The 19,437-nt window shown below is 55.2% G+C and carries 24 protein-coding genes and 1 pseudogene; 4 read left to right on the top strand and 21 right to left on the bottom strand.

All coding sequences use genetic code 11. The annotated features are described in order from the left end of the window. Positions 1–178 precede the first annotated feature (178 nt). From HRQ60_RS18570 to HRQ60_RS18630, 13 genes and pseudogenes are all read right to left on the bottom strand, one after another. A complete protein-coding gene (locus HRQ60_RS18570; RefSeq protein ID WP_172198631.1) occupies positions 179–994 on the bottom strand; it encodes a class I SAM-dependent methyltransferase in 816 nt (271 codons plus the stop codon). A gap of 58 nt (positions 995–1,052) precedes the next feature. Next, a complete protein-coding gene (locus HRQ60_RS18575; protein ID WP_172198634.1) occupies positions 1,053–1,514 on the bottom strand; it encodes a hypothetical protein in 462 nt (153 codons plus the stop codon). A 368-nt stretch (positions 1,515–1,882) separates the two neighbouring features. Continuing rightward, complete coding sequence (locus tag HRQ60_RS18580; RefSeq protein ID WP_172198637.1) at positions 1,883–2,896, bottom strand: bifunctional glycosyltransferase family 2/GtrA family protein; 1,014 nt, start codon at positions 2,894–2,896, stop codon at positions 1,883–1,885. A 3-nt stretch (positions 2,897–2,899) separates the two neighbouring features. Beyond that, positions 2,900–3,880, bottom strand: coding sequence for a phosphodiester glycosidase family protein (locus HRQ60_RS18585; RefSeq protein ID WP_246281398.1), 981 nt, complete (start codon positions 3,878–3,880; stop codon positions 2,900–2,902). A gap of 98 nt (positions 3,881–3,978) precedes the next feature. Then, positions 3,979–4,392 carry a hypothetical protein gene (locus HRQ60_RS18590; protein ID WP_172198640.1) on the bottom strand — a complete coding sequence of 138 codons (414 nt, stop codon included), beginning with the start codon at positions 4,390–4,392 and terminating at the stop codon, positions 3,979–3,981. 34 nt (positions 4,393–4,426) lie between these two features. Beyond that, on the bottom strand, positions 4,427–5,404 hold the full coding sequence (locus HRQ60_RS18595) for a hypothetical protein (RefSeq protein WP_172198643.1): 978 nt from the start codon (positions 5,402–5,404) through the stop codon (positions 4,427–4,429). 125 nt (positions 5,405–5,529) lie between these two features. Then, positions 5,530–6,012 carry a hypothetical protein gene (locus HRQ60_RS18600; protein WP_172198646.1) on the bottom strand — a complete coding sequence of 161 codons (483 nt, stop codon included), beginning with the start codon at positions 6,010–6,012 and terminating at the stop codon, positions 5,530–5,532. A gap of 120 nt (positions 6,013–6,132) precedes the next feature. Further along, complete coding sequence (locus tag HRQ60_RS18605; RefSeq protein ID WP_172198648.1) at positions 6,133–7,020, bottom strand: class I SAM-dependent methyltransferase; 888 nt, start codon at positions 7,018–7,020, stop codon at positions 6,133–6,135. A gap of 164 nt (positions 7,021–7,184) precedes the next feature. Beyond that, positions 7,185–8,261 (bottom strand): NAD(P)H-dependent flavin oxidoreductase, encoded by a 1,077-nt coding sequence (locus HRQ60_RS18610; protein WP_172198650.1) that lies wholly within the window; start codon positions 8,259–8,261, stop codon positions 7,185–7,187. A 606-nt stretch (positions 8,262–8,867) separates the two neighbouring features. Next, positions 8,868–9,365, bottom strand: a pseudogene (locus tag HRQ60_RS24140) (DNA topology modulation protein); the annotation flags it as partial. Between the two features lie 36 nt (positions 9,366–9,401). Then, on the bottom strand, positions 9,402–9,584 hold the full coding sequence (locus HRQ60_RS18620; protein WP_172198654.1) for a hypothetical protein: 183 nt from the start codon (positions 9,582–9,584) through the stop codon (positions 9,402–9,404). Between the two features lie 160 nt (positions 9,585–9,744). Next, a complete protein-coding gene (locus tag HRQ60_RS18625; RefSeq protein WP_172198656.1) occupies positions 9,745–10,668 on the bottom strand; it encodes a phosphotransferase family protein in 924 nt (307 codons plus the stop codon). Positions 10,669–10,712: 44 nt separating this feature from the next. Next, positions 10,713–11,174 (bottom strand): DUF6882 domain-containing protein, encoded by a 462-nt coding sequence (locus tag HRQ60_RS18630; protein ID WP_172198658.1) that lies wholly within the window; start codon positions 11,172–11,174, stop codon positions 10,713–10,715. Between the two features lie 160 nt (positions 11,175–11,334). Here HRQ60_RS18630 and HRQ60_RS18635 point away from each other — a divergent pair, with 160 nt between their 5' ends. The 3 genes from HRQ60_RS18635 to HRQ60_RS18645 are packed head-to-tail and all read left to right on the top strand — an operon-like array spanning position 11,335 to position 14,219. After that, positions 11,335–11,559: a heavy-metal-associated domain-containing protein gene (locus HRQ60_RS18635; protein WP_425501712.1), complete on the top strand. Its 225-nt coding sequence runs from the start codon at positions 11,335–11,337 to the stop codon at positions 11,557–11,559. Positions 11,560–11,586: 27 nt separating this feature from the next. Further along, on the top strand, positions 11,587–13,467 hold the full coding sequence (locus HRQ60_RS18640; protein ID WP_172198659.1) for a heavy metal translocating P-type ATPase: 1,881 nt from the start codon (positions 11,587–11,589) through the stop codon (positions 13,465–13,467). A gap of 32 nt (positions 13,468–13,499) precedes the next feature. Continuing rightward, a complete protein-coding gene (locus HRQ60_RS18645; protein ID WP_343044740.1) occupies positions 13,500–14,219 on the top strand; it encodes a Crp/Fnr family transcriptional regulator in 720 nt (239 codons plus the stop codon). Between the two features lie 75 nt (positions 14,220–14,294). Here HRQ60_RS18645 and HRQ60_RS18650 read toward each other — a convergent pair whose 3' ends face one another. From HRQ60_RS18650 to HRQ60_RS18670, 5 genes are all read right to left on the bottom strand, one after another. Next, positions 14,295–14,498, bottom strand: coding sequence for a zinc ribbon domain-containing protein (locus HRQ60_RS18650; RefSeq protein ID WP_172198661.1), 204 nt, complete (start codon positions 14,496–14,498; stop codon positions 14,295–14,297). A gap of 73 nt (positions 14,499–14,571) precedes the next feature. Continuing rightward, a complete protein-coding gene (locus HRQ60_RS18655; RefSeq protein ID WP_172198664.1) occupies positions 14,572–15,078 on the bottom strand; it encodes a GNAT family N-acetyltransferase in 507 nt (168 codons plus the stop codon). After that, positions 15,075–15,758, bottom strand: a complete 684-nt coding sequence (locus tag HRQ60_RS18660) for an HAD-IA family hydrolase (RefSeq protein ID WP_172198667.1) — start codon at positions 15,756–15,758, stop codon at positions 15,075–15,077. Before HRQ60_RS18660 ends, HRQ60_RS18655 begins: the two co-directional genes overlap by 4 nt. Beyond that, positions 15,755–16,624, bottom strand: a complete 870-nt coding sequence (locus HRQ60_RS18665; protein ID WP_172198670.1) for a GNAT family N-acetyltransferase — start codon at positions 16,622–16,624, stop codon at positions 15,755–15,757. The genes HRQ60_RS18660 and HRQ60_RS18665 overlap by 4 nt, the downstream gene beginning before the upstream one ends. A gap of 45 nt (positions 16,625–16,669) precedes the next feature. Continuing rightward, positions 16,670–17,218, bottom strand: a complete 549-nt coding sequence (locus HRQ60_RS18670) for a GrpB family protein (protein WP_172198673.1) — start codon at positions 17,216–17,218, stop codon at positions 16,670–16,672. 107 nt (positions 17,219–17,325) lie between these two features. On the opposite strand from HRQ60_RS18670, the gene HRQ60_RS18675 reads away from it, so the two are divergent. Further along, complete coding sequence (locus HRQ60_RS18675) at positions 17,326–17,802, top strand: GNAT family N-acetyltransferase (RefSeq protein WP_172198676.1); 477 nt, start codon at positions 17,326–17,328, stop codon at positions 17,800–17,802. Positions 17,803–17,913: 111 nt separating this feature from the next. Here HRQ60_RS18675 and HRQ60_RS18680 read toward each other — a convergent pair whose 3' ends face one another. From HRQ60_RS18680 to HRQ60_RS18690, 3 genes are read right to left on the bottom strand one after another with little or no spacing between them, the layout of a single operon-like run. Continuing rightward, a complete protein-coding gene (locus HRQ60_RS18680; protein WP_172198679.1) occupies positions 17,914–18,318 on the bottom strand; it encodes a hypothetical protein in 405 nt (134 codons plus the stop codon). 22 nt (positions 18,319–18,340) lie between these two features. Next, entirely contained in the window at positions 18,341–18,871 is a 531-nt protein-coding gene (locus HRQ60_RS18685; protein ID WP_172198683.1) for a P-loop NTPase family protein, read from the bottom strand. Between the two features lies 1 nt (position 18,872). Next, positions 18,873–19,430: an SMI1/KNR4 family protein gene (locus tag HRQ60_RS18690; RefSeq protein WP_172198686.1), complete on the bottom strand. Its 558-nt coding sequence runs from the start codon at positions 19,428–19,430 to the stop codon at positions 18,873–18,875. Between the last annotated feature and the right edge of the window lie 7 nt (positions 19,431–19,437).

The raw sequence follows: 19,437 nt of genomic DNA on the forward strand, positions 1-19,437 counted from the left end.
AAAAATGGCGATTTTTGCGGAAACGGCGGTTTTTTAAGCTGAATATCCTCGTAAAAAGGCGCAGCGGCGCGGTTTATCCTACAATAGCTCCTTGAGACCCTCGACAAAAGAACACCAAAAAAAGACCGGTCTCCAAAGTGCGGAAACCGGTCTTTCGAAGCGGTAGAGCTGCCGAATATCAACTTCTGCGGCGCCCGATATACAGGATATGCGGCGACAAGCCCAGAATATGACGGTCGTCCGAGACCCCGATCAGATGCGAAACGACCGCCGCCAACTCATCGTCGCCGCGTTCGTGCCAGTATGCCCACTGTTCGGGAGTCATCGTGCCGGCCACGCTGCTCGAAGCGACCATCTTGAGACTCTCGAAACCGCGGGCTTCCATAAACGGCTCGATCGTATCGACGTCAAAATAATAGGCGCCGGTGAATCGGCCTTCGTCGGCGTGATCGAATGCTCCCGACGCCATAAACCGGTTCAGTCCTTCCGCCGTATGATTCGGTTTCCAGGCATCGGGTTGGGCCAGCGACTTGCGCAGAAACGAGGTACGCGGCATAAAAGCGACGAAGACCAGGCCGCCGAGGCGCGTAACGCGGTGCAGCTCCCGCACGGCAAGGTCACGGTCTTCTTCCTGCTGCAGATGATACAGCGGTCCGAGCATCAGCGAAGCGTCGAAACTTCCTTCTTCGAGTCCGTTCAGATCCCGGGCATCCCGTGCATGGAACCCGTCGAACCGATCGCTCACGCCTTCCTCGCGCGCTTTGAGTTCGGCCGTCTCCACCAATCTCGGCGTAAGATCGGTGAGCGTTAAGCGGAACCCTTTCTTCGCGAGCGCCACGGCGTATTTCCCCGGCCCCGCCCCATTGTCCAGCACGCGGGCCTGCTGCGGCAGATGCGCCAGAATATGATGCATATTCACTATGAATTCGATCGGTTCCCGGTCCAAGCGGCCCCATTCGTCAAAAGCGCTATAATAGTCGATTAAATTTTTCATGGAATCTCTCCGTTCAAAGTCATTGAGTTGATTGGGATTGATGCTGTGCTGTGCCTATTTACCTCCTAGACATTGTCCACTCGCGATCTCTTTTTGATCTTCCCCCATAGAAACCCGATCGCGAATACCAGAAGCATGATGCCATAAGCATAAATCGCGACAGGAGTCTTCGGATGACGCCTTCCTCGAAGGCTAGGTACACCCAAGCGCCGGACATCACGAACGATACCGCATAATATTGGCTCCATGCGGCGAGCGCCATATTCCGGTTCGCATCATCGAGCAGTACGAACTGCCACAGGTAGAGCAGGAACGAGATCAGCCACAGGCTGTTCCCCCATACGAAATTCTTCACCGAACTGCCTTCCAAACGAGCGAAGCGCATGCCGACCCACAGCCAGAAAGCTCCGAAAACGATCTGTCCGATACGCAGCGGGAAGATCCATAACAGAACGAACGACAACGCTCCGTAGAGCAGCGGGATCAATATCCATATCCATGCTTTCTTTTTCTCGCTCACCCTTACCGCCCTCCGATCTTGGTCTGATTGCACAACTTCTCTCTTTATAGACGCGCCAGCGGACAAATCGTTGGCTCCGGCAGCCAAAACACGCAAAAAACTCCTCCGGTTTCCAACCGAAGGACAACGTGTCGAGAAAGTCGTATTCCAAACAAAGTGAGGAGGCGGAGGGAGAAATTCAGTGAAGGAACGATAGTGTTCGCCTTTGAAATCGGGAAAATTCCGCTAAAATCCAATCCTTTTTCCCGATTTCAACACGCGACCGGAACGAATTTCTCCCGCAGCCGACGAGCTTACTAAACGAATAGGACTTTCTCGACATTCTGTCCTCCGGTTTCCAACCGAAGGAGTTTCTTTTTCACCTGTATTCAATACACAAACCGCCGCTGCGCCCAGAAGCTGAAGACGAAGATCGATACCTCGGTCAGAATCTTCGCGGCCAGAAGCGGGAGAATCAGCTGTTCCTTATAGAAATACAGCAGTCCGTAATTGAGCAGCAGCACAAGCGCCACAAGCGAGAAATATTTGGGCATCGACCTGCCGATCTTCGCCGCGTGGGGGCCGCCGAAAACGTATCTGCGGTTCATCGTATAGTTGAAGACCGAGCTGCACAGCCGGGCGGCGACGACCGAGAAGAACAGGTTATGCGTCAGATACTGGAAGACGAACAGCAGCAGGAAGTCGATCAGCGCCGAAGCCGCCGACGAAGCGCCAAACGCCAGAATCGGCAGATAGATGCGCAGGGAGTCAATCAGCGGACGAAAATGGGACGATTTGTTTGCTTCCAGATAGACCGTCTCGATAAAGACTTCCCGGATCGTGCGGCCTTCCCGGCGTGCCGCCAGCAGCATATTCATCTCGTATTCGAATCGGTCGCCGGGAATCTCGCACAGCCAGTCCAGCAGCTCGTACGAAAAAGCGCGCAGCCCCGTCTGGGTGTCCTGGACTTTGCCGCCGGCTGCAATCGCAAACACGCTGCGGGTGACGCTGTTGCCGAAACGGCTGCGCAGCGGCACTTTTCCCGTAAATCTGCGGCTGCCGAGCACCAGACATGCCGACGACTCGCGCTTGATCGCTTCGGCGACTCGCTTGATATCTTGGGGCAGATGCTGCCCGTCGCTATCGGCGCAGATTACGGCTTCCTGCAGACCCCATGCGCGGATATGCCGGAATCCCGTCTTGAGCGCGCAGCCTTTGCCCAGATTGTGCGTATGCGTGAGCACCGTGCAGCCGTAGGCTTGAGCACTCTCGAAAATGCCCCGGTAAGCCGGGCCGCTTCCGTCGTCGACGATCACGATCGGACCGAGGCCGTATTCCTGCAGCTTGACGACCAGGTTCAGCAGACGGACATCGGGTTCATAGGAAGGAATCAGGATCGTCATGATCTATTCCCCCTCGCCCACGTACAGAATGTCGCTGACGCCGCGTTCTTTGTTCTCGCCCTGCGGATTGTTGACGACCCGTCCCTTAAAATACATCGTCGAAGAACCGCCGCCATCGAGATTGTACGCTTCGGTTGCGCCGAGATTCTGCATCACGGCCGCAAGTTCGTCAAGCGTCATGCCCCGGCTCTCGTCTGAACGCCCGTCGACCACCACGAATACATAATGATTGGCCGAGATCATCCCGATCGCCGTACGCGGATTGGCATCCTGGATCGAGCGGTTGCCGAAGTTCTTGTCGATACTGACGCTGCTGAAGTCCCCGACGATTTCGCCGTTTTGTATCAGAATCGGACCAAATGACAGTGTATTCAGCACGCCGGATTCCAGCAGCTCGGATGACGAGACCGCGGTCTCGTCGTAAGTCTGCATGGTGCCGTCGCTCATCAGGGCTGCCGCATCGCGTATCGGCTCGTCGCGGTACAGCGTCCCGTTCCGGATAATGACGCCGTCATCCCGGAATCCGTAGTAGTCGCCGTTGATCGCCAGAATCGCGCCAGCCTCCGAAGCGATATTCGAGGTCTTGTCGGTGATATTGGTTCCGAAGCTGTTGTTGGCCAATGCCGACTTGAGGTCGGCGGCATCCTGAAGCACCACGTCCGCCACATAATACGTGATCTGATCCGAGCCGGAGCCGGTGATGACCTGCTCGATCTGAATATCGATATCCTCGCTGCTGTAGCTCCAGTCGTCGGACACCGCGTTCACTTCGACAGCCGGCTGGGCTGTATCTTCGCTGCTTGAACTTGCGGCAGCCGTACTCAAGGAACGGTCGACAACGGCTACTTCGACGTGCGGAATCAGGTATCGGTTGGCCAGGCTGTATAAGACGGTTCCGAGCACAAGTACGATCACCATTACAATAATCGGCCATCTGCGCTTCTTGCGGGTGGATGGGGAAACGGGTTCTTCTGCTCTCATCATGGGAAGCTCACCTCTTCGTATTCTGTGATGAGTTCAGAATAAGAGAGCCGGCTTAAATGAATCTGAAATAGAAAAAAGGGAGTTCGTCTGCGATCGGATTACCCTTCGACCAATTGGTACAAACGAAGATCGCCGTCCGGCGTTTCCGCGATCAGAATGTCTCCCCGATCCTTCACCCGATATATAGGAGTTCCCGCTTTCAGGTGGTTGGCATCTCCGTTTTGGAACGAATCGCCGTCCTTGTTTTGTCGAAGCACCTCCGTAAGACGTTCGCCTCGCTTCAGCTCCAATTCGTCTACCCAAGACACGCCGGCTGTATAAATGACATCTTCGTATTGGAACACGCTGGCCTGCGCTTCAAGCTTCAGCCATTCGGCCGCGGTAGGATTTTGGGTGACGGAGATCTGCTCGGTGCGTGACTGAGGCTCCGAAGTGCAGGCGACCAGCAGGAACAAGGCAAGCGAAGCAGCGGCCGCCAGCGTGATCTGTCCAAATCCAAGTTTTCGGGTCATCTTCGTATCCACTCCTTTTGGCTTGCCTTTTCATTTATTGAACAAGGATCGATCGAAAAGCTTCGGTATAGGACGACTTCTCGGTTTCTACGCGTGCAAGATGATCGTAAAAACTATGCGAAAACTTGAAAACATGACCGAAATCCCAATCGCTTGCGCGGTAATCCTTGTTCCAAAATTCGCTCTCGGTCGGCAGTCGTTCGCTGCGTTTCGCTTGCTCCAGCGGCAGACGGTCGACAGGAGATACCAGCTTGATCGTGTCCATGGAAGACATACAGCGGCTGGCGCGCAGCGCTTTGGCCAACTTGAACAGCGGAACCGTTCCCCGATCGAAAAATTCCGGATGCCCGAGATCGTACAGAATATTCAACGCATGCGAAAAAGTCAGTAGATGGCCAATCAGGTCATGATGGGCTTCCGCACGATAAATGACAGGAAAAGACGCCAATTCTTCCAGAACAAACTCCGATAAATCTTCGGGAGTACGAATGATCGGAAAGTGGTCCTGCGGATCGATCGTCAAACGTTTCACCTCGGACGCGGTACAGCCGATCCATGAACGTCCGGGGATCGTCTTTTCGAACGAAGCGATCAGGTCGGCGATGCCCGCCATCTGCTCCCTGTTTCCCCAACCGCCCAGTTCGCGGATTGCCGACAGGCTCGCCGCGCTGTAGATCACATTGTGACCAACCCAGTGCAGACCGTCGATCGTCCGCTCCAATGCCGTTAACAGGATCGATTCGGCTTCGAGCGGATTCAGGGTCGGTCCGGCTGGATCCCGATCAGATCCTCGATCTTTTTTCGATACGGAATAAGCCATTGCTTGCGCTTGAACCAAAATGCGCTGCCGTACATCCGAATCCAACCGATTATTTTTGACGAAAAAATAGCTGCCGATCGCCGCCGCTCCGAAATGAGCCTGCCAGATATCCCCCGTTTCTTTTTTGCAGGTTGAAAGGATGGACAGACCGTCGCTTAACAAAAACAATTCAGGTTTGATCTTCTCCGCCATGATCGGCCTCCTTAGCTCGTTTGGACGATATGCACTTTCGGGCGTGGCTTTCTCCCAGGCGGCATAAATTCGGGCAGCTTCTACCAGCAGCAGTCAGACGCATAAGACGAACGAGATCCTAAGCTTCATAAGCGCCTCCGACTTCCGAGCAGGCGGTTCAGGCTTGACCTTCTCAGTCCCTGCCGCCGCAGCTCAAACACATTGAATCCCGATACGCCGTAGCTCAGCCTGAATTCGTAATAGTTGACGTATTCGAGCAGAGCGAACAGGTACAGCAGCGCTGCAAATGTCAGATCGGCCGAATTTTCAAAAAAACCGGCGATCGCGATCAATATTACAACGCCAAGCAGCCGATTGAGTTTCCGAAGCCCTCCAAACAGCATGATAAGGCTTGGATCGATTGCTGCATGATTTTTCAAACTGCGATAACGAATCAACCAGTAGGTACCGCCCTGCATCAGCAAAAAAACCAGGAAGGATAAAGCGGAAACTCCGGCAGTACCCAAGTCCCAATATGTACCCAGCATTAAAAAGACCCAGACCAAAATCATACCGGCCGCTATTTCTCCCATCCCCAAACTCAACAAACGCTTTGCCTGATTCCTCATTGATTTCCACTCTTTTCTTTATCGCCTTATCCCCCCCATTATATCTGCTCTTCTGTGGACGCACAAAAAACCGGCGTGAATGTTCGACTGAACATTCACACCGGAAAGAGTCGGGTCGTGTTACTCTTCGACGTACATACTCTGGTCCTGCAGCCGGATCAGCACTTTGCCGAATCGGCCTCCTTCATAAATTTGTACGCTGTCCGGCGGATAATTCGCCTGGATATGCGCTTCGACGAGGCTTCGGCTTCGCTCATCCGCAGGCAGATTGTGATGGCGCAGCCAAGTGAGGGTATGTTTGAGCGCTTCCTCCGGCGTATGCTGCGTTGTCTTGAGTTCGCGGGTCAGCAACGTCTCATACGCATATCCGTTCAGACCGAGCAGATGCAGCAGATAACTCATCTCCGTTATTTTCGGCTGAAAGGGTTCGCCGGTGATCAGCGGCACGACTTCGCTGACCAGGCTGCTCTCCGACGAGCTGTACGGCATGCTGATATAAGCGAACTTGCGGGCGCAGCTCAAGATCCGCTTCACGCTGTCCCAATCGTGTACGACCGGACACATGGAGACGAAGACCAGATCGAACGCTTCGTTCCACCCTTTTTCCCCGATATCGATCTGTTCGAATTCCCCCGAGACGATCTGCACCGGACGTTCCGTAAAACGGGCCGTATTCCGCTTCAGCAGTTCGACCTGCGGCGGCGACGATTCGAATGCGGTCACGTGGGCACCGCGTTCGGCAAAAGGTACCGTGAATACTCCTGACGCCGCGCCGATATCCAGTACCGATGCGCCTTCGAACGCTATGCCGCGGCTTGCCAGCCAGTTCACGATTCGTGCGCTGCGTCTGCGGCCTTCTTCGTTGAACGACTGCTCGTTGAACGTTTGCGCTTTACTGTTGAATGCCGTAGCCGGATCGACTCCCGAACGTTTCATCCGGGCCGCCGCGCCGTCTCCGTATTCTTTCCATTCCTGTTCCCAGACTGCCGGATTAAAAAAAGGCTTCATTGTCGCTTCACCCTGACCTTTCGGATATCGGATAATGTCTATTAAAGATATAATATGTCTATGATAGCTGATTAAGAAGGTTCTGGCAAGCCCGTATACAGCTGGATAGGCAAAAAAACGAAGGCCAAACCGCCGTATGACGATCTCGCCTTCGCGTTCGTGATTCAACCCAGCAGATTTCGGGCCTGTTCGGCTGTTAGACGCACGATCTCCGCCGCGGAATCTCCATCTGTCAGCAGCCGTGTCCCTTGACCTGCCCACAAAGCCATATGCTCGGCATCGCCTCGCCGTGCGGCAGCATTGCGAATTTCCCGGGTCAGCGTATTTTGGGACGGAAAAGGCAGAGGATCCGTGCCGCCTTCGTTCCATTCGCGGATAAACGTATTCTCGATGCCTCTGGCCGGTCTTCCGGAAAAAGCGTCGGTCAGTATCGTGCTTTCTTCCGTGCTGGCAAGCAGTGCCCGCTTGTATGCCGGATGCGCACCCGACTCGCGGGAGGTCAGGAAACGTGTACCCATCTGCACGCCGGACGCTCCCAGGATCAGCGCGGCCGCAAGCCCCCGACCGTCCATGATGCCGCCCGCCGCGATCACCGGAATGCGCACACGGTCGACGATCTGCGGAACGAGCGCCATCGTACCGATGTTTGCGCCCATGCGCCGGGAAGACGTATCGAACGTGCCGCGGTGTCCGCCCGCTTCGCTTCCCTGCGCCGTAACGGCGTGGCAGCCCGCTTTTTCCGCACGGATCGCTTCTTCCACGGTCGTGGCGGTCGCGATGACTTTCATTCCCGCCTGCTCCGCCCGGTTCATATCAATTTCCGACAGCAGCCCGAACGTGATACTGACAATCGGCACTTCTTCTTCCACCAATACGGCGAACTGCTCTTCGAAATGGTCGGGCGTGCGCACCTCGCTCCGAACGGGATGCGGCAGATCCAGCGAATCGCGCAGCGGATTCAGCTTCCCGTTCACTTCGTCAAAGCGGCCGAGATCATCCGGACCGACATGGGCGAACAGGTTAACGGCAAAAGGCGCATCGGTCATTTCCCGGATAGCACGGATAGAGCTTCGGATCTCTTCCGGTTTCAGATAAGCGGCTCCAAGCGTGCCCAGTCCGCCTGCTGCGGAGACGGCGGATACGAGCGGAGCCATATTGGCGAGGCCTGCCATACCCGCCAGCACGATCGGATGACGGATGCCGAGCAGCTCGCAAAGCGGGTTAGAATGGGAGAGACTCATCGGAATATCCTCCTTGATGTTATTGATTATTTTCAGCCGGGTACAGTCGGCAGATTCGATATCTCCTTTTCAAGACAGAATCAGCAGCACAACGGAAGTCTCGTCCGCTTCGCGCAGATTGAACTGCAGCACCCGGATTGCTTCCAGCATTTCCGAACCCACTTCGGCCTCCTGCGTATCGTTAAACTCGTTATAATAGGCGCTCAGTTCGTTCTCGTCGTAATTCGCAAGGTTCAGCTTGTCGAGATAGGCTTGTTTATGCTCCTTCGTCAGCACCGTGCAGAGCGCGTAATGCTCCTCGGTCCGTTCCGCAGCCAATGCCGCATACTCGGACTCTTCCAGATCGATTCCTCTTTCGGCCAAATACTCCAGCAAAGTGGAATAAACGTAACCGGACCCGTCGTATTCGGTCAGCGGCTTGGCGTGCGTTTGCAGAAAATCGTTCGTATCTCCGGCCATGCCTTCGATCGCAGCGGCAAGGCACCATTCTTCAAACTTGATCATCGGCATTTTTTTAAACTCTGCGGTTAAAGACATTCGGTTCACTTCTTCCTGATGTTGGATTTGGGGGGGATCATGGCTTCCTATCGGCTGCAGGGTATGTATTCGATCCAGAAATTCGGCAGCTTCTTTTCGTGACCGAAGAATAATGACTTCTTTTGTGTCCGTATATGGCTTAAGCGCATCCAGGACTTTTGGGCGGGTATTTTTCTTGTAATTCCATACCCAGACGGCAAATCCGGCATCCAGCTTTTCTTCGCAGCCTTCATTGAGGTCCGGGCGTGTTTTGCCATGGTACTGAATTCGTCTTTTGAACACCCGGTACAAACAGAGCATTCTCGGCATATCCAGAAAAACGATCGTATCCGCCGCCCGCAGCCGAATATCCAGCGTTCTCGTATAGTTGCCGTCGATAATCCATTTCTCCCGCTCCGACGTTTCCTTGAGAAATTCATCCCACTCCCTGCTGGGAGTCGGCGTCCAGCCGGCCTGCCAGTAGTGACTATCCAGATGGATGACCGGTAGTCCCAGACATTCGCCGATCCTTCTCGATAGCACCGATTTTCCAGAACCAGGCGAGCCGATCACCGTCACTTTTTGCATCTGGCCTCCTCCGTCTCGGTTCAAAAGTCTTCTGGATCATCTGCTGGTCTCTTCCCCCATTATCCACGTAATCAGCCCGTAGACAATTCCGAATTCAACAGCGACGACCGCCAGACACACGAAAATATAAAAAGACAATTTGGCCGACGCGATCCGGTCTTCGATATATTTCCCTTTGAACAAAGAAAAAAGGATCACCCAAGCTATTTTCGAAGTCATTCCGCCTCCCGCCCGTCTCCGCTTCCCGGGAACTCCTAGTCTTCCTATACGGGTGCGTTGACTGATTCTGCCCGATTGCTCCCGGTATATGCAAGATTGTTCCTACGATCTAAACGTTTCTTCCTAAGTCTTAGAGGTAGGAGGTAGTGGTTTCTGTCTTCTACGTCCCGCTTTCTCCCAGCCATTTTTCCATATGTTCCAGCAGCCGCCGCTCCGCTTCTGCGTCGCCGTTCTCCCGGCATGTATCCAGGAACGATCCGGCAAACAGGGCGGCGTACACGTTGGCGGCCCGCTGCTGCTCCTCGTCCAGCCCCATACACCGGCACAGTTCATCCGCATAAAAAAGCGCCTGCTCCCCGATATCGCATACGATCGCGGTCCGGGTCAGTGCGATAAAATAGAGCGGATCGCCGTAGCAGACCGTGTCGAAATCGACGATCCCCCGCAGCTCGCCTCTCTCCATGATGACGTTCTTGATCGTCAGATCGTCGAGAAAACAGACCGGTTCGATCGCCGCCAAATACGGATTCAGCCGCTGCAGCCGATCGTCGAGCAGCGCCAGCAGCTTCTCGCCGACAATCGTGCCGCTGCGTGCAAAATGATCCTGCCGATCGCGGGCAATCAGTTCGTTCCACGAGCGGAACGGACCGGGTTCGCCGATCGGCACCCAGCCGAACCCTTCACCGCGCGGGATCCGGCCGGCCATGCGTTGAAACGCAACGACCTGCTCCGCTGCTGCCGTCATCTGCGCTTCGGTCATATCCGGCAGCTCGTCGCGCAGATCGCGGCCGGGAATCTCTTCCAGAATCATATAGGCAAACGGATAGCGACCGCTGTGCAAATCGGAAGCCAGAATGCGCGGAACCGGAATCCCCAGCTCGCGCAGATCGGCCATATTGTCCGCGGTCCCGCGCATGACGGCCGGATCCGTATTGGTGCGCACGATGATCGAACGTTCGGCGGATTGGGCACGGTAGACCTCATTGCGATGTCCGAATGTCATTCGTTCAACAGACTCCGGTTCGCTGCCCAGCGTCTCGGCCGCAAGCCGGCGAATCAGGGATTCCGGGTTGGAATTAGTCATTGGTTTTCCTCTTTTCCGTTTGGCTTGAACCGCCAACTCGTCTGCTATTGAAGACTGCGCTTCTTCATCACGGCCACATACAACTGCGCCTGCTCGCCCGGAATCCGGTACATACCGATCGCGTTCAGATGCCGCACCGACATTGCCGTCAACTCGATCGCCTGCGCTTCTTCGCACTCGAATGTTTCCGTGCGGAAAACCGGACTGTTCGTCCGGACATACAGCTCCTGCAGGGCGGCCGACTGCCGCCGAATCTCTGCCGGGAAGCTTTCGTGCGCCCAGGCCCACATCCAGCTGCGCTGGGTCTCCGACCACGTTCCGATACAGATAACCTCGTACGAGATTCTTCCGGCCTCTCCTTCGATAAAATCCAGCGTGCCGTTTGCTATATCGATCCAATATTCCTCATAGCCGCTTACATTCGATTCCGTTACGAATTTCTCCTGCTTGTCGGCCAGCTCCTGCCGGGCCGCAAGCAGAAATTCCCCAAATTCTTCGCGTGTCATAGAAGCTCCTTTGTGCTTTTTTATAGAAAAACCGTCTTATTCCTTCGTTTATTGGCTCTTATCTTCCTCTGTATCGGCAAATTTCGCAAACTTGACGCCCGTCAAGTTATCGCCTGACGGATCGGCTTAGAATGAGGGCATAACTGACAAGGAGGAATTCATGATGACCCAAGCCATTTTTCAACTGGAGCCGCTCGGCTGCCCATCCTGCATTCAAAAGATTGAAACGATGTTGAAGCGGACTGCAGGCGTGGAATCCGCAACCGTGTTATTCCACGCCAGCAAAGTTAAAACCGTCTTCGATCCAAAGCGGATTGCCGCCGACGAAATCCGCACCCGGATCGAACGCCTTGGCTACCCGGTCCTTGCCGTTCGTACCGCATAACCCTGGAAGGAAAGGAGACCGATTCGAATGACAAGAAAAATCCATGCACATAAAAAAGTCTTCTTGTTCTTATCCGCCGCGCTGCTGCTGACGGCCTGGCTGCTTCATCTTGCAGACCTGGATGTGATCCGACAAGGGGCGCTGTTGACGTCAACCGCCGCCGCTTCGATCCCGATCGTCTCCCGCGCTTTGCAGGCGGCACGAATGAAACTGCCGAGCATCGAGCTTCTGGTGACGATTGCCGTGATCGGCGCTCTTGCGATCGGCGAATACCTGGAATCGGCCGTCGTGACCTTCCTGTTCTTGTTGGGCGAGTATCTGGAATTCCGCAGTCTAGCCAAGACGCGTTCCGCCTTGCAAGAATTGACCGACCTCACCCCTCTCGAAGCGCGAGTGATACGCAGCGGCGATATCCTAACGGTTCCGGCAGAGGACATCCGCCTGGGCGAGCATGTGATCGTACGCAGTGGCGAAGCGGTACCGGCGGACGGGAAGATTGTATCCGGTCAGGCTGAACTGATCGAAGCGGCGCTGACCGGAGAATCGATTCCTGCTTTCAAAAAGATCGGCGACCTTGTATACAGCGGAACTCTGGTAGACCACGGATATTTGGAAGTCACCGCACAGCAGGTAGGCGCCGACACCCGATTCGCCAGAATGATCGAACTTGTCGAAGAAGCCCAGGAGTCCAAATCCAGAGCGGCCAAATTGTTGGACCGTTTCGCCAAGGTATATACGCCGGCAGCCGTCGGCCTGTCGATTCTAGTCTATGCCTGGACACATGATCCGCATATGGCCGTCACGTTTCTCGTCGTGGCCTGTCCCGGAGCGCTTGTGATCGGAGCACCGGCTTCGGGTGTGGCGGGGATCGGCAGCGGAGCGCGCAGAGGCGTGCTTATCAAGGGCGGCGACGCGATGGACCGTCTGGCCCGTACCGACACGTTCGTATTCGACAAGACCGGAACGCTGACCGAAGGAAATCCCAAAGTGACCGATATCAAAACCTTCGATTTCCTGAATATCCGCGAGCTGCTGCGTCTTGCCGCCTGCGCCGAAACGGCATCCGAGCATCATCTGGGACGTGCGATCGTCCGGGAAGCACTGTCGCAGGGGATAACGGATCTTACGATTCCCGCAGACGTCCGAATCTTCAAAGGCAGTGGACTTCGCGCCGTTGTCGATGGACGCAGTCTCACGGTCGGCAGCCGGGAACGGATGCGTGCCGATCGAATCGTACTGTCCGAGTCCGTTCTGCGCCATGCCGACATGCGGGAACGGGAAGGACACACCATCGCTTTTGCAGCGGTCGACGGCAGACTTGCCGGTTTATTTGCCATCGCCGATCCGATTCGTGCAGATGCACCCGAAGCACTGGAGCGGCTGCGCCGTTCCGGGATCAAGACGCTCATCATGCTGACCGGCGACAATCGCCATACAGCCAAACGGGTTGCCGACCAGTTGGGTCTCGACGAATACCACGCGGAGTTGATGCCCGAAGACAAAGCCGCTTTTATCGAAAATCTCAAAGCCCGGGGACGGTCGGTCGCCATGGCGGGAGACGGGATTAATGATGCGCCCTCCATCGCCGCCGCCAATATCGGCGTGGCAATGGGAGGCGGGACCGGAACGGCGCTGGAAACGGCAGAAATCGTGCTGCTGGCGGATCGGCTGGCCTCTCTTCCGTTCGCCTACTCGCTTGCCCGGGCCACTGTTCGCAATATTCGCCAAAATCTATGGATAGCGGTCGGCACCGTGCTGCTGCTGCTGATCGGTATTCTTGCGGGTTCCGTCCATCTCGCATCCGGCATGCTGATCCATGAAGCCAGCGTGCTGCTGGTTATCCTTAACGCCGCTCGCCTTGCCCGGTACGGACACCGGGACAACCGGGCCGCGCAAGGTGTACAATAGAAACCGACCGAAATTGCAAAGGAAGTGTAATCGTGCCATCCGATCATTTCTGTGCTTCGGCTTCAGGCGACACACTGCAGGAACACGCAGGCTGCGTCGCCCGTGTGCCGATCTTCAATCATCTGAAGCCCGAAGAAATGCGGGAAGTGTCTGCCTCAATCCGCCCCATGAAACTGAAAAAAGGAGAGCTGCTCTACCGCGCCGGCGATATTTCGGATTCTCTGTTTATGGTACACCGCGGAAAGCTTCATCTTTATCGTTTGTTCGAAAATGGCAAACAACAGCTGGTTCGTGTTCTGTGTGCGGGCAGCTTCACCGGGGAGTTCGCTTTGTTCAACCGGTCCGTACACGATGGTTACGCGGAAGCGGTGGAATCTTCCGAGATCTGCCGCATCGACCGGAGCGACCTGCAGCAGCTGATGCTGCGCTACCCGGACATACCATTCAAAATTTTGCAGGAACTGTCCAGCCGGCTGGAGCAAGCCGAAAGCCGATCCGCCCGCTTCACCGCAGAAGATGCAGAGACGAGAATTGCCGTATATTTGTCCCGGCTGGCGGACGAACAATCGACTCTGGACATCGAACTGCCAATGCCACGTCGGGATCTGGCTTCGCTGCTCGGAACCACCCCCGAGACGGTCAGTCGCAAACTTGCTTCGTTCGAAGCCCGAGGTTGGATCAAGCAGAACGGCCGCCGCCGAATCCGGATTCTTGACCCGGCCTCCCTGCCTCCTGTCCCTTATTCTTACTGAACGTTCGTTCGCCGAAAAAGCCCGGGAATCTTCTCCCGGGCTTTTCGTTGTCCGATTTCCGCTGCTACAGGAGGCTCAACCGAAGAACAAATCCAGCAGATTGGATCCGGTGGAAGACTGGTTGTTGTAGAATTCCGAATATCCGCAGTTCGTGCAGCTGACAACCGTAAAATGATTATGTTCGATATCGAACATTTTGGACAAACCGGTTCCCGCCATCGATACTTCTTTGGTTTCCGCATTTGGACTTCCGCATTTGACGCAGCCTTTTTCAGCCATATCCGATTCCTCCCCGATCCTTTTTATCGTCCTCTCCTTCTTTACCCGCTGGAGGGAAAAATATGCAGAAGAATCAGCGCAGCCGCTTCGTCAAGTACAAAACCAGATCGTCGTCGATCACTTCCGTGTCACCGTACCGGGAATATTTTCCCTCTTTGTATAGGCCGCGCCCATCCGGAATATAGCCGCGCCGGGCGTAGAGAACCTGGGCCGGACCATAGTCCGAGAAAAGACCTACACCGATCCCCGCTTCCGTTGAACGTTCCGCGATTGCCTGCTCCGCATGGTCCATCAGCTTGGACGCCATTCCTAGTCTTTGGAACTTGACAAGTACGTTCAAATCGCTGATCTCGGGAATTCCCGCTGCACGAAAAGCCGGATAGTCCGATTCCCAGAGCACGTTGATATACCCGGCGAACGCTCCATCCGCTTCGGCGATAAGCGTGACGCGAGCCCCTTCCCGCTGCTCTGCCGCATAACGCTCGTACAATTCGCTTGTCTTATTCCATCCCTGCTCGAGAAAAGCCCGGGAGATCCGCGCCGCATCGGCTTCCTCCAGAGACCGGATATGGATGTTCATCCCTGATCGCTCCTTTGTGATCCGGTTTGTTTGGCCGCCCACCGCGCAATGTCTATCAAGTCCTCTATCGGCACATGACGGCAGGCAGGAGGTTCATAGACGTCGTTCTTTTTCCATAATCCGACCATTCCTATTTCGACGGCCGCTCCGATATCGTTCACCGGATGATCGCCGACAAACGCGGTCTCGCCGGGATCCAGTCCCAGACGTTCCAGAGCGCGGCGGAACAAAGCGGGATCGGGCTTGCGCAGGCCTTCCGCTTCGGAGATCAGAATCGTGTCCACCTTATCCGCGATACCCAAGCCTTCGATATTGCTCTGCTGAAAAGCGGTAAATCCGTTCGAGACGATACCCAGCTTGAGATTCAGGCTCTTTGCCTTGCCCAGCATGTCCATCAGATTCGCAAACCCGATACAGTGCGCGCCGAAACCGCTCACGTAGCCTTCCAGCAGCTCCTCCGTATGCAGCGGCCAGCCCGTTTCTTCGATCAACTGCCGGTAGACGGCATCTTTCCAGACATATCCGTTCCGGTCCAGCTCGATGAACCGCTCCATAAAGCGCTGCCGCGGCAGCGTATGCATGGCCGGAATCCGTGTATATTGATCGTCCAGAAAAGCGCGAAGCGACTTCTCCCGATCCAGCAGCGTCCCGTCCAGATCGAACAGGATCCCGCGGATCACGACGGTGTGCTTTCTTTTGCCGGATGAGTGTTCGCTTCGGTCCACGCCGTACGCACATAGCCAAGTCTCATGCCCGCGTGTTCCATATTGCGGTGGCTTTGCGACAGGAAAGCGCATTGGCCAACGACAAGTTCATTGTTTCTTGAAAAAGCTTCGCCGATCCGCCGCTCGATCAATCTGCGATGCAGTCCGCGGCCGCGGAATTCCGGCAGCGTGGCGGCAAACGTCAGCGAAGCACGGCGATCGCGCTCGAACAAGACCGCGGTCGCGGCAGGCGTTCCGTCCGACTCCGCGATCAGAAACGTCCAGCCTTCGCGGCCGTGCAGCACTTCGTTATTTTGTTGAACAGGCAGAATGCCGTGATCCGGCAGACCCGTTCCCCGGCAGTGCAGCATGGCGTAGGTCTCCATTTCGCCCGCGTGAAGCTCGCGAATGACGATCCTATCGGGATTGGCCTCGGAACCGGACCGTCGATCCGGGATTTCGCGCGGCTGTGCAATCAAGGAAGCGTGGACACCAGAAGCGTACAGTCCCAGTTCCGCCATACGGCCCAGAAAGTCCGGTCCTACCCGGGAAGGCACGATTTCCAGCTGAACTTTCCGCCCTCTCGCGCGAAAAAACTCCAGAATCGGCTCCAACTGCCCGATATCCGTATCCGCAAGTCCTTTGACGGTATTGAACGCGGGCCAAGGCATCGTTTCACTGGTAAAAGCTGTCGCGCGGCCGAAAGTTTGAATTTCAATCTTTTCCGGATTGCCCGGCCGGGACTGAATTGCCCGCATTCGATCGGTCATATAATCAATCTCCGATTGTTCGACGGATTCGATCAGGGCAGGAGACGGCAGCAGCGATCGGGAAGTTGACATAAGTTACCCCTTTTCTTTTTCAAGTTGAATGATGCGATTTGCCGCTCAATTCCGCTCTCTTCCCAGCACGTTCTCGATAAACCCGCTTTTCGCCCGCGTGTAGGCTTCCCGGTCGGCCGTGTAGCGCTCGGCCAGATCCCGCTTCAGCTCGGCATACTGCCGCACCGATTCGGGCTGCTGCCGCATAAGGTCCCGGAAGCGAAGCTGAATATCCCAGCGCTGCTCATGTTCTTGCATCAGATGCAGATGGCATTTGCGCCGATCGTTCTCCACTTTGACAAAAAAACGCCGCCATTCGTGTCCGTCCAGCTCCAAAGGCACGTAATGCCAGTCTTCTTGTTGTAAACGTGCGATCACGGCTTCCAGTTGGTCATAAGAAGGAATCTTCGCCATCAAATCCAGAATCGGCTTGGCCGGCAGGCCGGGGATCGAGGTACTTCCGATATGTTCGACCTCGCGCACGCCGTGCCAGGACAGCAGCTTGTGCAGATGCTCCGCCTCCAACTTTCCTGCGGCTGCCCACGCGGGATTACTCGGCTTGATCTCCACCGCTTCTGTCGCCCAGATCGGCCAATCGTTTGACTGTTCGGTCATGGTATCGCTCCTTTTGACCTTTCTATTTTTTAAAAAACAAAACTTTATTCGCTTCGGATCTGTCCATTCTAAGCAAGACCAAAACGGCAAGCAAAGGAGCCATATCCATGATTACTCTCCGCAAAATCACGCTGGAAAACCGGCGCGCCATTTTTAATCTGGAAGTCGAAGACACTCAAAAAGGCTACGTGGCTTCGAATCTGTCCAGCGTCGCTTCCTGCTACGTGCTGCTCACCAATGGAAGCCGCCCGTTTCCGTTTGCGATCTACGCGGACGAAGAACCGGTCGGATTCGTTATGATCATTCACGGCGACACCGGCTACGAGCTTCCGTCCATTGTGGACGACAGCTACTGCATCATGCGTCTGATGATCGACAAACGGTTCCAAAACCGCGGCTATGGCCGGGAAGCGATGGCGAAAATCCTGGAGTTCGTCCGTACGTTTCCCGCCGGACCGGCTTCCTACTGCTGGATTCCGTACGAAGCCGATAATGTGAACGCCAAGCGTCTGTACGAAAGTTTCGGATTCCGAGACAACGGCGAGTTTACCGACGGAGAGCCGATTACGGTGCTGAAGCTGTAAACGGGCGGAGCGGCTGTGCAGGTTAGGCAATCGCTTTCAATACGGCGCAGGAAAATTCCAGCGGCTTCAAAGCCAAACGTTCCGCGATGTCGGCTGCTTTTTCCCGGAAAATCACAATTCTTCCCCGCCCGTCACCGCTTCGCTGCACGATTTGGCCAAGATCCAGCCGCTTAGTCCGTAAGAGGCAGAGATGACGTACACGTTATACCCTTCCGCCTTCAGCTGGTTCTGCAGATTCTCCAAGGTGTCATAATTCATCGGCCAACCGTAATTTTTCCTTTTATGCAACAGCTCTATCGTATCCGGCCAGGAAAATAGGTCTTCCACTTCGAGGATCGAGATGTCCAGAATCAGGCTGCCCGGCAGCTCGTCTTCGAAATAATGGGCCTGTACGCCCGAGAATACGAGTTCATTCCAGAAACGCATAACTCCGTTATCGTATTCCGTATTCATCCGGATTTCGCTTTCCTTAAGGTTGATCTGATAAGAAATGATTTCGTTGTCGTGTACCCGCATTCTTCCGCACTCTCCTGTACGCCTATTTTTGCCGTTCTACGCTGTCCCCCGTGGATTCCGCCTTGTCCAGCAGCCGCCGGACCGCTTTTTGATCCGTAATTCGCAGCACTTTATCGCCATACCGAGCCAACTTTTGTTCAAAATCCGGACGTGTGCGTTCAAACTCGTTTGTCCAGCAAAACATCATCTTCAGCATGGCCAGATCGGGTTTGTAATCCGCTGTCTCCTGCCCGGTCTTCTGCTTGATCCAACGCGTGACGATCCGTATTCTTCTTTTCCACAGAGGAGGGTCGAAAAATAGGACCGTATCCGCCATGTCGTACAGATAGGAATAGGAAGACCGGTCGGTCCCTTCCAGAATCCAGGATCCGTTCCGGTCGATACTCCGTATGATTTCCAGCTGCTGCTCCGGCGTTCTTTTGTGCCCTTTTTCGCTGCGTTGATGCACCACATCGTCCAGCTCATACCAGTCGATTCCCGTTCGAGCCGACAACTGCCGGGCCAGAGTCGTTTTGCCGCTGGCCACAATACCGACGATCCATATTTTTTGCATATCAGCTCGTCAGATCCTTCCAGAACGTAATAGATTTGATCTGTTCGCTATTCATCTCCGCATACTCTTTTTCCCTGAATTCGATACCGAAGTATTCGTCCAGATTCGCTCCGTAATAAATGATGTCGGTCTGATAGACCGAAAAAACCGGATTTCCCGCTTCATGCGGCGACTCGGGCATATAGCGGTGGGAATACACGGGAATCAGCCGGGGAACGCAGGCATATTCGCGAACCGCTTTAGCCGTGGCCGCTTCCGTTTCACGGGGACGCTCTCCCCAGCCTTCGTACCAGAATGCGTTCTGCCGGATATCGAACAGTATGCCTTCCAGCGGAGCGCGCAGACGCGAGTGAATCCGAACCTGATTATTCACGGAAAAATTGCGCCACTCCGGAAATCCTTGGCCTGCCGGAAGGGCCAACGTCAGCAGCTCGCGCAGATCCGGCGGAAAACGCAGTCCGTAAAGCGTTTCGATCTGCTGGAACTCTTCTGTCGTCAGTCCCCGGTCGCAGCGAACGCCGTGACGACGAAACCGTTCAACGATAGCCGCCGCGTTCATCCGCCGC

Origin of the sequence: Saccharibacillus qingshengii (genome assembly GCF_013185195.1) — a bacterium.
GTDB lineage: Bacteria > Bacillota > Bacilli > Paenibacillales > Paenibacillaceae > Saccharibacillus > Saccharibacillus qingshengii.